The following is a 13,344-nucleotide window of genomic DNA, read 5'->3' as shown; positions in this document are numbered from 1 at the left end:
ACCGAACGTGGCAGGAGTGGCACGTCGCCGCCTCGACGCCGAGCTGGTACGCCGCAAGCTGGCCCGCTCGCGTGAGCACGCGAGCCAGCTGATCGCAGCGGGGCGGGTGACCGTCGGCGGCAACACCGCGACCAAACCCGCCACCCAGGTCGAGACCAGCGCGGCCGTCGTCGTGACCAAGGACGACAGCGATCCCGAGTACGTCTCGCGCGGCGGGCACAAACTCGCGGGCGCGCTCGCCGCCTTCGTACCGCTCGGACTGACCGTGGAGGGACGGCGGGCGCTGGACGCCGGGGCGTCGACCGGGGGCTTCACCGATGTGCTGCTGCGGGCCGGAGCCGGACATGTCGTCGCCGTCGACGTCGGCTACGGACAGCTCGCCTGGTCGCTGCAGTCCGATGAACGCGTCACCGTCAAGGACCGTACCAACGTACGGGAACTGACGTTGGAGCAGCTCGACGGGAAGGCGGCGGACCTGGTGGTGGGCGATCTGTCGTTCATTCCGCTCGGCCTCGTGCTGCCGGCCCTCGCGCGCTGCGCCGCCCCCGACGCGGACCTGGTCCTCATGGTCAAGCCGCAGTTCGAGGTGGGCAAGGAGCGCCTCGGCAGCGGTGGTGTGGTCCGCAGCCCCGAGCTGCGGGCCGAAGCGGTACGCGAAGTGGCGCGCCGTGCCGGTCTGCTGGGCCTCGGAGTCCGGGGCGTCACGGCGAGCCCATTGCCCGGGCCGTCGGGAAATGTCGAGTACTTTCTGTGGCTGCGGGCCGGAGCACCTGAACTGGATCCCGCGGATGTCGACCGTGCAGTGGCGGAGGGGCCTCGTTGACGACACATGCGGCACAACCCGAGAACGCGGCGCGAACCGTGTTCCTGCTGGCGCACACCGGCCGCCCGGCCGCGATCCGCAGCGCCGAGCTCGTCGTCCAGGGCCTGCTCCGGCACGGACTCGGCGTCCGGGTGCTCGCCGTGGAGGCGGCGGACCTGCCGCTGCCGCCGTCCGTGGTGACGGTCACGGACGCCACGCCCGCGGCGGTGGACGGCTGTGAACTGCTGATCGTGCTCGGCGGGGACGGCACACTGCTGCGCGGGGCCGAGATCTCCCGGGCCTCCGGCGTACCGATGCTCGGTGTGAACCTCGGACGGGTCGGCTTCCTCGCCGAGGCCGAGCGCGACGACCTGGACAAGGTCGTCGACCGGGTCGTCACCCGCGCCTACCAGGTCGAGGAACGGATGACGCTCGACGTCGTCGTGCACAGCAACGGCGAGGTGGTGCACACCGACTGGGCACTCAACGAGGCGGCCGTGCAGAAGGTTTCGCCCGAGCGGATGCTGGAGGTCGTGCTGGAGATCGACGGCCGGCCGGTGACCGGGTTCGGGTGCGACGGGATCGTCTGCGCCACCCCGACCGGGTCGACCGCGTACGCCTTCTCGGCGGGCGGCCCCGTCGTCTGGCCCGAGGTCGAGGCCCTCCTGATGGTGCCGATCAGCGCCCACGCGCTGTTCGCCAAACCGTTGGTGACCTCGCCCACGTCCGTCCTGGCCGTGGAGGTCCAGCCGCACACCCCGCACGGGGTCCTGTGGTGCGACGGGCGCAGGACCGTCGAGCTGCCCGCGGGAGCCAGGGTCGAGGTCCGGCGCGGAGCGGTGCCCGTACGGCTGGCACGGCTGCACCAGGCCTCGTTCACGGACCGGCTGGTCGCCAAGTTCGCGCTCCCCGTGCAGGGCTGGCGGGGCGCGCCGCACTGACACTCCGGGCCGCTGCTCACACCCGCATGAGTGAATCCGGCACCGGGGCCCGTCGCACACCGGCCCCCGGACCTCGTAAGGTCATGTCCGTGTTGGAGGAGATGCGGATACGGTCGCTCGGAGTCATCGACGACGCGGTGGTGGAGCTGTCACCCGGTTTCACCGCGGTGACGGGCGAGACCGGCGCGGGCAAGACCATGGTCGTCACCAGCCTCGGGCTGCTGCTCGGCGGGCGCGCCGACCCCGCCCTCGTGCGGGTCGGTGCCAAGGCCGCGGTCGTCGAGGGGCGGATCACGGTGTCCGAGGGCGACGCGGCCGCGCTGCGCGCCGTGGAGGCCGGGGGCGAGATCGAGGACGGTGCGCTGCTCATCAGCCGTACCGTTTCGGCGGAAGGACGCTCCCGGGCCCATCTCGGGGGCAGATCCGTGCCCGTGGGGGTCCTCGCCGAGCTCGCCGACGACCTCGTCGCCGTACACGGCCAGACCGACCAGCAGGGGCTCCTCAAGCCCGCGCGGCAGCGGGGGGCCCTCGACCGGTACGCGGGCGACGGTGTCGCGGTGCCGCACGCCACGTACACGGCGGCCTACCGCCGGCTGCGCGCGGTCGTCGTGGAGCTCGACGAGCTGACCACGCGGGCCAGGGAGCGGGCCCAGGAGGCGGACCTGCTGCGCTTCGGCCTCGACGAGGTGGCCGCGGTCGAACCGCTGGCCGGGGAGGACACCGAGCTCGCCGCCGAGGCCGAACGCCTCGGCCACGCCGAGGCGCTCGCCTCCGCCGCCACGCTCGCCCACGCGGCGCTCGCCGGTGATCCGGAGGACCAGGAGGGGGTGGACGCCACCACGGTCGTCGCCGCCGCCGGCCGGTCCCTGGACGCCGTACGGGCCCACGACCCGGCACTGGCCGCGCTCGCCGACCGGATCGGCGAGATCTCGATCCTGCTCGCCGACGTGGCCGGTGAACTCGCCGGGTACGCCGACCAGCTGGACGCCGACCCGCTGCGGCTCGCCGCCGTCGAGGAGCGGCGCGCGGCCCTCACCGCGCTCACCCGCAAGTACGGCCAGGACATCACCGCGGTGCTCGCCTGGGCCGAGGAGGGCGCCGCCCGGCTGACCGAGCTGGAGGGCGACGACGACCGGATCGGTGAGCTGACGGCCGAGCGCGACGCGCTGCGCGCCGAGCTCTCCGTGCTCGGGCAGACGCTGACCGACGCGCGTACCGAGGCGGCGGCGCGCTTCGCCGGTGCGGTGACCGAGGAACTGGCGTCGCTCGCGATGCCGCACGCCCGGGTCTCCTTCGCCATCCGGCAGGCCGAGGCGGTGGACGAGGCGTCCGGCATCGACATCGGCGGGCGGAGCGTGGTCTACGGACCTTCCGGCGCCGACGAGGTCGAGCTCCTGCTGGCACCGCACCCCGGGGCCCAGCCCCGGCCGATCGCCAAGGGGGCGTCGGGCGGTGAGCTGTCCCGGGTGATGCTCGCCGTCGAGGTGGTCTTCGCCGGCTCGGACCCCGTACCGACGTACCTCTTCGACGAGGTCGACGCGGGCGTCGGCGGCAAGGCGGCCGTCGAGGTCGGCCGGCGGCTCGCCAAGCTCGCCAGGTCCGCGCAGGTCGTGGTGGTCACGCATCTGCCCCAGGTGGCGGCCTTCGCCGACCGGCAGCTGCTCGTGGAGAAGACGGTGGACGGCTCCGTGACCAGGAGCGGTGTCACCGTCCTGGAGGGCGAGGACCGGGTGCGCGAACTCTCCCGGATGCTGGCCGGCCAGGAGGACTCGGAGACGGCCCGGGCACACGCGGAGGAACTGCTCGCGACGGCACGGACGGACGGGTAGCGGCTCCGGTCCCCGGGGGGCCACGGCCGGGGAGGAGCCCTTCCGGGGGCGGACCGGGCCGCGGAGCCCGGTCCGAGCCGGACCCGAACCAGTCCCGGTTCCGGCCCCGCAGCGGGCATCGGACGGGCGCCGGGCCGCCCCCGGGATCCTGCTCCGAACGAACCGGACGGGCGCCGGGCATCCCGGTCCCGGTCCCGGTCCCGGTCCAGACGCGAACCGTCCCCGGAACCCTGCCTCGGAACGGGGTCCGAGGCGCCCTCGGCCCCGGACCGGGCACCGGGCTCGACCCGGCCGCCCGGAATCCGGCCCGGGCCAGGCACGAACCTCCCCCGGAAGCCGCCCGAACCGGATGCATGGCAGCCCGTCCTGAACCGGACGCCGGACCGCGTCCGGAACCCGGACCTGACCGCCCTCGGACCCGGGACCGGACCGCGCACCGGCCGCCCGGAATCCGACCCGGAACCACGTACGGACCGACCTCGCAAACCGCCTGAACCGGACATCGGAGGCCGTGGGTCCCCGCCCGGGTGGCGCCGGGAAGGCGCCCGGCAACGGCCCCCAGGGGCGGGTTCCGGGCACATTCGGTGTCAATTTTGCGCCATTGAACTCACTCGTACGGGTGAGGCGCCCTGTCGACCGTCGCCGCGTGGACGGGAACAACGTTTCGTCAGTCCCGGAACGTGCGTACGGACTGGCATCCTTGGCGCTGTACCTTCCGCCGACTCGGGAACCCCGGGAGCCATTCCACGTGTCACAGCTGCGTACGGTCCAAGTCCTGGGCGGCGGTGCCGGAAGCAGCGCTCATGTCACCTCTCTCACCGCGGGTCTGGTCGCCAGAGGGGTCCAGGTCACCGTCTGCGCCCCGGCCGGCGTCGACCGCACCCACGACTTCCCCGCGCTCGGCGCCCGCTTCACCCCCGTGCCCCGGCGCAGCGACCCCGCGGCCGTCGCCGCCCTGCGCGCCGCCTGCGCGGACGCGGACGTCGTCCACGCGCACGGGCTGCACGCCGCCGTACGCACCGGGATCGCGCTCAGCGGCCGTACCACCCCGCTGGTCGTGACCTGGCGCACCCGCGCCCACGCCGAGGGCGCCCGCGGCGGACTGCTGCGCCTGCTGGAGCGAAGGGCCGCCCGCGCGGCGGCCGTTGTGCTGGGCTCCTCCTCCGAGCTGGTCGACCGGGCCCGCCGCCGGGGTGCCAGGGACGCGCGGCTCGCGCCGCTCGCGATCCCGGCGAGCCGCTTCGCCGGAACCGACGACGACGGCAAGGTGCGCGTCGAACTGGGCGCGATGGAACGGCCGTTGATCGTCTCCGCGGGCAGCTTCCAGCCGCACCACGGGTACGACACACTGCTGGACGCCGCCCGTGAGTGGCGTGGCCTGGACCCCGCACCCCTGCTGGTCGTCGTGGGGGAGGGGCGCCGGACGGCGGCCCTGCAGCGGCGGATCACGGACGAGGGGTTGCCCGTCGTCCTCACCGGCTGCCGCGACGACCTCGCCGGCACCCTCGCCGTCGCCGACCTGGCCGTGCTGCCCGGCCGCGGCGAGGCCCGGCCGGTGCTCGCGCAGGAGGCGCTGCGGCTCGGCGTCCCCCTGGTCGCCGCCGAGTCCGGCGGACTGCTCGAACTCGTCGGCGACGCGGCCGAGCTCGTGCCGTACGGCGACGCGGAGGCACTGGCCGCCGCCGTCACCCGGCTCCTCGCCGCCCCGGAGCGGCGGGACCGGCTGGCCGGGGCGGGCCGGATACAGGCGGCGGGCTGGCCGACCGAGGACGACACCATCGCCCATGTGCTCGCCGTCTACGACGAGTTGGCGCAGCCGTAGGCGGGCTGCGCGCCCCGGGCCTCAGCGCGTGTGGCGACGGGCCCGCAGGGCCAGACTCAGGGCCAGCACCGTCTGCGGGTCGTCCAGGTCGGCGCCCAGCAGCTCCCCGATACGGGCCAGCCGGTTGTACAGCGTCTGCCGGTTCAGATGCAGTTCGCGAGCGGCCTCCGCCTTGCGGCCCGCATGGGCGATGTACGCCTCCAGCGTGGGCAGCAGCGCGGGACGCGAGGTCCGGTCGTGCTCGCGCAGCGGCCCGATCGCCCGGTCCACGAACGACGCCAGATCCGGGTGGTCCCGCAACCGCCACAGCAGCAGATCGATGTCGAGCCGCTGCGCGTCGTACCAGAGGCGCTCCCCGAGCCCCTGCGCGGCCGTCGCCGCCTCCGCCGCGTGCCGCAGCCCCGCGCCCGCCGCCGCCCAGCCGCCCGCGGCCCCGACCACGACGACCGGGGCGCGGTCCCCGGCCCGCGCCTGGCCGGCCCGCTCCACACCCGCCCGCAGTGCCGCGGCCACCCGGTCCGCGAGCACCGTGCGCCCCGTCTCCGGACGCAGCGCCAGCAGCAGCGGAATCCTGCCCTCCACGGGCCGTACGCCCAGCAGCACCGGCACGCCCATCGCCGACAGCTCCTCCATCACGGTCCGCGCCAGCAGCGCCCAGCTGCCCGACGGGGCCGACTCGGGGGCGAGCCGCATCACCACCGGCAGCAGCGGATCCTCGCCCGGCCTGAACCCCAGCACCCTGGCCTGCGCGGGCGCGTCCTCGGGCGCGATCCGCCCTTCGGAGAGATCGGTGAGGAAGTCACCGCGCCCCCGTGCCGCCAGCTCGTCCTCCTGGCGGGCCTGCATCAGGACGACGGCCAGAATGCCCGCCGCCCGCTCGGCCGCCATCCGGTGCACCGTCACCAGTGGCCCCGACACGGCGAGCAGCACCAGCCGCGCCCGCAGCGCACCCGCTCCCTGACCGCCGCCCGGCACCTCCACCAGGACCGTTCCGGCCGGCGGGGACTCCCGGACCCCACGGCCGCCGCGCAGCCCCTCCCAGACCTGCAGCGGATCGGCTCCCACCGGCCCGGTCCCGGTGCCCGCCGCATAGAGCAGCCGGCCGTCCGGGGTCTCCAGGAAGACCGGGTTGGCGGTGAAGTCCGCCAGGATCCCCAGGACCTGGGGCACCCCGCCGCCGCCGAGCACGGCCTGCGTACAGCGCCGGTGCACCTCCTCGGCGCGCTGGAGCAGCGCGTAGTGCCCGTTGACGATCTCGGTGTGGATCTCCTCGGTGACCGCGACGAACGGCACCTCACGGTGCAGCTGCACGAGTGGCAGCCCCGCCGCCCGCGCGGCGTCCACGATCGCCGCGGGCAGCCGGCTGAAGCGCGGCCCCAGCTCCACCACCAGGGCGGCGATGCCCCGGTCGGCCAGCCTGCGGACGAAGGCCCGCTGCTCGGCGGGCCGCGAACCGAGGCCCAGGCCCGTCGTCAGCAGCAGCTCACCGCCCTTGAGCAGCGAGGCGATGTTCGGCACCTCACCGGCATGCACCCAGCGCACCGTGCGGTCCAGCCGCTCCTCGCAGGCCACCACCTCCGGGAGTCCGCCGCGCAGCCCCGGCAGCTCCAGCGCCCGCCGCACGGTGATCCCGCCCTCTGTCTCCACCGGCTCAGGCCTCGTGCTTCCACTCGCTACGACGGGGCGGAATGCCCCGGTCAGGAAGCTACCGGGCCGGGCGGGGCGCGTCACACCACGGCGACGGACGGCTTCACGTTGTGATTCAGGTGGAACACGTTCTCGGGGTCGTACCGGGCCTTGACCGCGGCCAGCCGCTCGTAGTTCTCCTCACCGAACCCGGCGACGACCCGTTCCTGCCCCTCACGCCCGATGAAGTTCAGATACACGGCGCCGTTCGCCCAGGGCCGGACGGCGGCCCGCACCTCGCGCACCCACGCCTTGCCCGGCCCGTCCTCCGCCTCGGTCCCCCAGATCCCGAACGGGTGCACGCCCCAGGGTGCAGAGCGCCACGGCAGCGGGAAGCCGCTCGGCTCCCTGGCCGCCTGACCGCCCAGCGGGAACAGCACATGCTGCGAACCGGACGGGACGGGCATCGACGAGGCGGTCGAACAGAAGGCGGCGACCGCCTCGTCGGGGAAGGAGTCCAGATACTCGGCGGACCAGTAGTTCCGCTGCCCCGGCGGATCGTCGAGCATGCACTGAAGGTCCGCGTACGGGATCTCCGTGACGAGCTCCGACTCGCGGTGCAGCGCGAGCAGCGGCGCGGCCACGTCCCGGGCCTCCGCCTCCGGCCCCGCGTAGGTGACCAGGACCGCGCAGGCGAGCCGGCCCACCAGGTGCTCGGGCACGAACTCCTCGGGCGGGCCGGTCAGATAGATGCAGGCACCGCCCGCCCCGTCCGGTGCCGAGTCCAACAGGTCCCGGTACGTGCGCACCGCGAGGGGACCGTCCTCGGGCCGGAAGATCAGCAGCATCATGGTCATGACGGGCAGTTCGTGCAGGCGCAGGGTGAGGGACGTGGCGACACCGAAATTGCCGCCGCCGCCGTGCAGCGCCCAGAAGAGGTCGGGGTTCTCGTCCGCCGTGGCGTGGACGCGCCCGCCGTCCGCGGTGACCAGGTCGGCGGCCAGCAGATTGTCGCAGGCCAGCCCGAACTTCCGCTCCAGCCAGCCCGATCCGCCGCCCAGGGTGAAACCGCCCACCCCGGTGGTGGAGACCCTGCCCCCGGTGGTCGCCAGGGCGTACGGCTGCGTCGCCCGGTCCAGATCGCTCATGACGGCCCCGCCCCCGACCCGGGCCGTTCTGTTGTCCCGGTCGACGGTGACGGCGTGCATGCGGCGCAGGTCGACCACCAGGCCGCCCTCGCTCAGCGACATCCCGGACACACTGTGCCCGCCGCCGCGCACCGCGACCTCCAGGCCGTGCTCACGGGCGAAGCCGAGCGCCCGCACCACGTCGGACTCGGCGGCGCACTGCACCACCACCGCGGGTCTGCGGTCGATCATGCTGTTGAAGACCGTGCGGGCCTCGTCGTAGCCCGGGTCGCCGGGTACATGGGCCTCACCGGCGAGGGAGTCGCGGAGACCAGCCGTACCGGTGTCCGCCAAAGGTTCGCGGGGCTTCATCGTGCCCCCTTCGCAGGGCGTGACAGAACCATTCCATCGTAGGCCGGGCCGAGGACATCGGCCGTCCCACAGGTCCTGTCACGCCCCCGGATCAGCCGACGTACGCGCCGCTCGCCGTGAGCCGCAGCGCCGTGTCGATCAGCGGCACATGGCTGAACGCCTGCGGGAAGTTGCCCACCTGGCGCTGCAGCCGCGCGTCCCACTCCTCGGCCAGCAGCCCCAGGTCGTTGCGCAGGGACAGCAGCTTCTCGAAGAGCTGGCGGGCCTCGTCGACCCGGCCGATCATTGCGAGGTCGTCGGCCAGCCAGAACGAGCAGGCCAGGAACGCGCCCTCGTCGCCCTCCAGCCCGTCCACGCCCGCGTCCTCCCCGGCCGTCGGATAGCGCAGGACGAAGCCGTCCTCCGTCGACAACTCCCGCTGGATCGCCTCGATCGTGCCGATGACCCGCTTGTCGTCGGGCGGCAGGAAACCCATCTGCGGAATCAGCAGCAGGGAGGCGTCCAGCTCCTTCGACCCGTAGGACTGGGTGAAGGTGTTGCGCTCCTTGTCGTAGCCCCGCTCGCAGACATCGCGGTGGATGTCCTCGCGCAGCTGCAGCCAGCGCTCCAGCGGCCCGTCGGTGTCACCGGACTCGATCAGCTTGATGGTGCGGTCGACCGCGACCCATGCCATCACCTTGGAGTGCACGAAGTGCCTGCGCGGCCCCCGTACCTCCCAGATGCCCTCGTCCGGTTCCTCCCAGTGCTTCTCCAGATAACTGATCAGCTTGAGCTGGAGTCCCATCGCGTAGTCGTTGCGGGTCAGACCCGTCATGTGCGCTAGATGGAGCGCCTCGGTGACCTCGCCGTACACGTCGAGCTGCAGCTGGTTCGCCGCTCCGTTGCCCACCCGGACCGGGCCGGAGTTCTCGTAACCGGGCAGCCAGTCCAGCTCCGCCTCGCCGAGCTCCCGCTCGCCCGCGATGCCGTACATGATCTGCAGGTTCTCCGGGTCGCCCGCGACGGCCCGCAGCAGCCACTCACGCCAGGCGCGGGCCTCCTCGCGGTAACCGGTGCGCAGCAGGGAGGACAGGGTGATCGCCGCGTCCCGCAGCCAGGTGTAGCGGTAGTCCCAGTTCCGCGAGCCGCCGATGTCCTCCGGCAGGGAGGTGGTCGGGGCCGCCACGATGCCGCCCGTCGGCGCGTACGTGAGCGCCTTCAGCGTGATCAGCGAACGGACCACCGCCTCCCGGTAGGGCCCGTGGTACGTGCACTGTTCGACCCACTCGCGCCAGAAGTTCTCCGTAGCCTCCAGCGAACCCTCGGGGTCCGGCAGGGCGGGCGGCTCGTGGTGCGAGGGCTGCCAGCTGATCGTGAACGCGATCCGGTCGCCGGGAGCCAGGGTGAAGTCCGAGTACGTCGTCAGATTCTGGCCGTACGTCTCGGCCTGGGTGTCCAGCCACACCGAGTCGGGGCCCGCGACGGCGACCGTACGGCCGTCCACCTTGTGGACCCAGGGGGTTACCCGCCCGTAGCTGAAACGCATCCGCAGTTCCGAGCGCATCTGCACCCGGCCGCTGACGCCTTCCACGATCCGGATCAGCTGCGGGGCGCCGTCACGCGGCGGCATGAAATCGGTCACGCGGACCGTGCCTCGCGGGGTGTCCCATTCCGATTCCAGGACGAGCGAGTCGCCCCGGTAGCGGCGCCGGTCCGCGGCGGCGGGCTGGGCCCCCTCCGGGCGGGCTGGGCCCAGGCGCCAGAATCCGTGTTCCTCCGTGCCGAGAAGCCCGGCGAAAACGGCATGGGAATCGAAGCGGGGCAGGCACAGCCAGTCTGCTGTGCCGTCCCGGCAGACCAGGGCTGCGGTCTGCATGTCTCCGATGAGTGCGTAATCCTCGATGCGCCCGGCCACGTGCGTCTCCAGTCGAACGGCCATGTCGCCCCGAAGGGCGCTTACTGCTGGTCAAGGGGTCGTTGTAGTGAAACCGACGAGCTCTTGCACGGGTGAGCGGGCTGGGGTGGTGCCGCTGGGCCGGCCAACTCGGCAGCGAGTGTCCGAGCAGGATACGACGCACCCGGGGGTTCCGCGCGACTGTCCGCGAGTTGGCCGCCGCCTGCCAGGGGCGAATGGGTAGGACCCGGGACGACTGCGGTGATCTTGTGCGAAGCGTGTACGAGGAGTGGCCGGAAGCGGTCTCTCCTCGGCGCTGATACCCTGGTAGCCCGTGGACCGGTGGTCGTCCCGACAGTGGACGAGGCCCCCGAACCGCAGCGACGGCGCCTCCGGAATTCTCCGGACGGCACGCCGGTACGCACCTCATGATCGCGACCACGGGAGCCCCCTTTGGCTATGCAGCCCACATCCACGACGACCAAGCACATCTTCGTCACCGGGGGTGTCGCCTCCTCCCTCGGCAAGGGTCTGACTGCGTCAAGCCTGGGTGCCCTGCTCAAGGCACGTGGCCTGCGGGTCACGATGCAGAAGCTCGACCCCTACCTCAACGTCGACCCCGGCACGATGAACCCCTTCCAGCACGGTGAGGTGTTCGTCACGAACGACGGCGCCGAGACCGACCTGGACATCGGCCACTACGAGCGCTTCCTCGACGTCGACCTCGACGGCTCGGCCAACGTCACCACCGGCCAGGTCTACTCGCAGGTCATCGCGAAGGAGCGGCGCGGCGAGTACCTCGGCGACACCGTCCAGGTCATCCCGCACATCACCAACGAGATCAAGCACCGCATCCGGCGCATGGCGACCGACGACGTCGACGTCGTCATCACCGAGGTCGGCGGCACGGTCGGCGACATCGAGTCGCTGCCGTTCCTGGAGACCGTCCGTCAGGTCCGCCACGAGGTCGGCCGCGACAACGTCTTCGTCGTGCACATCTCGCTGCTGCCCTACATCGGCCCGTCCGGCGAGCTGAAGACGAAGCCGACCCAGCACTCCGTCGCGGCCCTGCGCAACATCGGTATCCAGCCGGACGCCATCGTGCTGCGCGCCGACCGGGACGTACCGCTCTCCATCAAGCGCAAGATCTCGCTGATGTGCGACGTGGACGAGGCGGCCGTGGTGGCCTGCCCGGATGCCAAGTCGATCTACGACATCCCGAAGGTGCTGCACTCCGAGGGCCTGGACGCCTACGTCGTCCGCAAGCTCGACCTGCCGTTCCGCGACGTCGACTGGACCACCTGGGGGGATCTGCTGGACCGCGTCCACAACCCCGACCACGAGGTCACCGTCGCCCTGGTCGGCAAGTACATCGACCTGCCCGACGCCTACCTCTCGGTCACCGAGGCCATCCGGGCCGGCGGCTTCGCGAACAAGGCCCGCGTCAAGGTCAAGTGGGTCGCCTCCGACGACTGCAAGACCCCGGCCGGCGCGCACAAGCAGCTGAGTGACGTCGACGCCGTCTGCATCCCCGGCGGCTTCGGCGAGCGCGGCGTCATCGGCAAGGTCGGCGCCATCCAGTACGCCCGCGAGAACAAGGTGCCGCTGCTCGGCCTGTGCCTCGGCCTGCAGTGCATCGTGATCGAGGCCGCGCGCAACCTCGCGGGGATCCCCGACGCCAACTCCACCGAGTTCGACGCCGCCACGGGCCACCCCGTCATCTCGACGATGGAGGAGCAGCTCGCGTACGTCGAGGGCGCGGGCGACCTGGGCGGCACCATGCGGCTCGGCCTGTACCCGGCGAAGCTCGCCGAGGGCTCCGTCGTCCGTGAGGCCTACGCCGACCAGCCGTACGTGGAGGAGCGCCACCGCCACCGCTACGAGGTCAACAACTCCTACCGCGCGGAGCTGGAGAAGAAGGCCGGACTGGTCTTCTCCGGCACCTCCCCGGACAACAAGCTCGTCGAGTACGTCGAGTACCCGCGCGAGACGCACCCCTACCTGGTCGCCACCCAGGCGCACCCGGAGCTGCGCTCCCGCCCGACCCGCCCGCACCCGCTCTTCGCGGGTCTGGTGAAGGCCGCCGTCGCGCGCCAGGTCGCGGCACGCGGCACGGACGCCCCCGCATAAGGCGATACGGTTGACCGGGGTACGGATCCCTCACGGGATGCGTGCCCCGGTTTCTGTTTTTCGTGGGAGGACGTACATGGGAATCCAGGACACGCCCGAGGAGTGGCAGGTCACCGCGACGGTGACGCCCTTCGCCGGCAACAAGACCAGCGTCCGCACCGACGACGTGGTGATGCCCGACGGCACCGTCGCGCGCCGCGACTACCAGGTCCACCCGGGATCCGTCGCCGTCCTCGCCCTCGACGAGGCCGGCCGTGTCCTCGTCCTGCGGCAGTACCGCCACCCGGTGCGCCAGAAGCTCTGGGAGATCCCCGCGGGACTCCTCGACATCCCGGGCGAGAACCCGCTGCACGCCGCCCAGCGCGAGCTGTACGAGGAGGCTCACGTCAAGGCCGAGGACTGGCGGGTGCTGACCGACGTCTACACCACGCCCGGCGGCTGCGACGAAGCCGTACGGATCTTCCTCGCCCGCGACCTCTCCGAGGCGGACGGCGAGCGCTTCGAGGTCTCCGAGGAGGAGGCCGACATGGAGCAGGCCCGGGTGCCGCTGCCGGAGCTCGTCCGGGGCGTGCTCGCCGGGGAGCTCCACAACAACTGCCTGGTGGTGGGCGTCCTGTCGCTCACCGCGGTGCTCGCGGGCGACGGGGTGGACTCGCTGCGCCCGGCCGAGGCGCCGTGGCCCGCCCGGCCGTTCGAGGCCTGAGGACGGACCGTCGGCCGGCGGACAGGCGACGCCGACAGGGATCGGAGTTCCGCCGGCCGGGGATCTTTCATAAGAAACGCTGATCCGATCGGGGGATGTGTCCGCCGCGCTCGACCGTG

Annotated in this window: 9 protein-coding genes; 6 read left to right on the top strand and 3 right to left on the bottom strand. The window is 72.7% G+C overall.

The window, feature by feature from the left end:
• Window positions 1-7: 7 nt before the first annotated feature.
• The 4 genes from OG524_RS07960 to OG524_RS07945 all read left to right on the top strand — a co-directional run bounded on the left by OG524_RS07960 (window position 8) and on the right by OG524_RS07945 (window position 5,394).
• Window positions 8-823, top strand: coding sequence for a TlyA family RNA methyltransferase (locus tag OG524_RS07960; RefSeq protein WP_405391649.1), 816 nt, complete (start codon window positions 8-10; stop codon window positions 821-823).
• Window positions 820-1,743, top strand: a complete 924-nt coding sequence (locus tag OG524_RS07955; protein WP_405391650.1) for an NAD kinase — start codon at window positions 820-822, stop codon at window positions 1,741-1,743. The genes OG524_RS07960 and OG524_RS07955 overlap by 4 nt, the downstream gene beginning before the upstream one ends.
• Window positions 1,744-1,826: 83 nt before the next feature.
• Window positions 1,827-3,572 carry a DNA repair protein RecN gene (gene recN, locus OG524_RS07950; RefSeq protein WP_405391651.1) on the top strand — a complete coding sequence of 582 codons (1,746 nt, stop codon included), beginning with the start codon at window positions 1,827-1,829 and terminating at the stop codon, window positions 3,570-3,572.
• Between the two features lie 748 nt (window positions 3,573-4,320).
• A complete protein-coding gene (locus OG524_RS07945; protein WP_405391652.1) occupies window positions 4,321-5,394 on the top strand; it encodes a glycosyltransferase family 4 protein in 1,074 nt (357 codons plus the stop codon).
• Window positions 5,395-5,415: 21 nt separating this feature from the next.
• Here OG524_RS07945 and OG524_RS07940 read toward each other — a convergent pair whose 3' ends face one another.
• From OG524_RS07940 to OG524_RS07930, 3 genes are all read right to left on the bottom strand, one after another.
• Complete coding sequence (locus OG524_RS07940; RefSeq protein WP_405391653.1) at window positions 5,416-7,041, bottom strand: PucR family transcriptional regulator; 1,626 nt, start codon at window positions 7,039-7,041, stop codon at window positions 5,416-5,418.
• Window positions 7,042-7,121: 80 nt separating this feature from the next.
• Window positions 7,122-8,519, bottom strand: a complete 1,398-nt coding sequence (locus tag OG524_RS07935; RefSeq protein ID WP_405809611.1) for an FAD-binding oxidoreductase — start codon at window positions 8,517-8,519, stop codon at window positions 7,122-7,124.
• A 91-nt stretch (window positions 8,520-8,610) separates the two neighbouring features.
• Complete coding sequence (locus OG524_RS07930) at window positions 8,611-10,413, bottom strand: glycoside hydrolase family 15 protein (protein ID WP_405393276.1); 1,803 nt, start codon at window positions 10,411-10,413, stop codon at window positions 8,611-8,613.
• A gap of 438 nt (window positions 10,414-10,851) precedes the next feature.
• Here OG524_RS07930 and OG524_RS07925 point away from each other — a divergent pair, with 438 nt between their 5' ends.
• Together OG524_RS07925 and OG524_RS07920 are read left to right on the top strand one after the other, a co-directional pair.
• Window positions 10,852-12,522 carry a CTP synthase gene (locus OG524_RS07925; RefSeq protein ID WP_405809609.1) on the top strand — a complete coding sequence of 557 codons (1,671 nt, stop codon included), beginning with the start codon at window positions 10,852-10,854 and terminating at the stop codon, window positions 12,520-12,522.
• Window positions 12,523-12,598: 76 nt separating this feature from the next.
• A complete protein-coding gene (locus OG524_RS07920; protein ID WP_405391656.1) occupies window positions 12,599-13,225 on the top strand; it encodes an NUDIX domain-containing protein in 627 nt (208 codons plus the stop codon).
• Window positions 13,226-13,344: the final 119 nt, after the last annotated feature.

The organism is Streptomyces sp. NBC_01520 (assembly GCF_045040375.1).
Taxonomy (GTDB): domain Bacteria; phylum Actinomycetota; class Actinomycetes; order Streptomycetales; family Streptomycetaceae; genus Streptomyces.
Note: the sequence above shows the minus strand (reverse complement) of the source record. Positions and strands in the feature narration are given on the sequence as shown.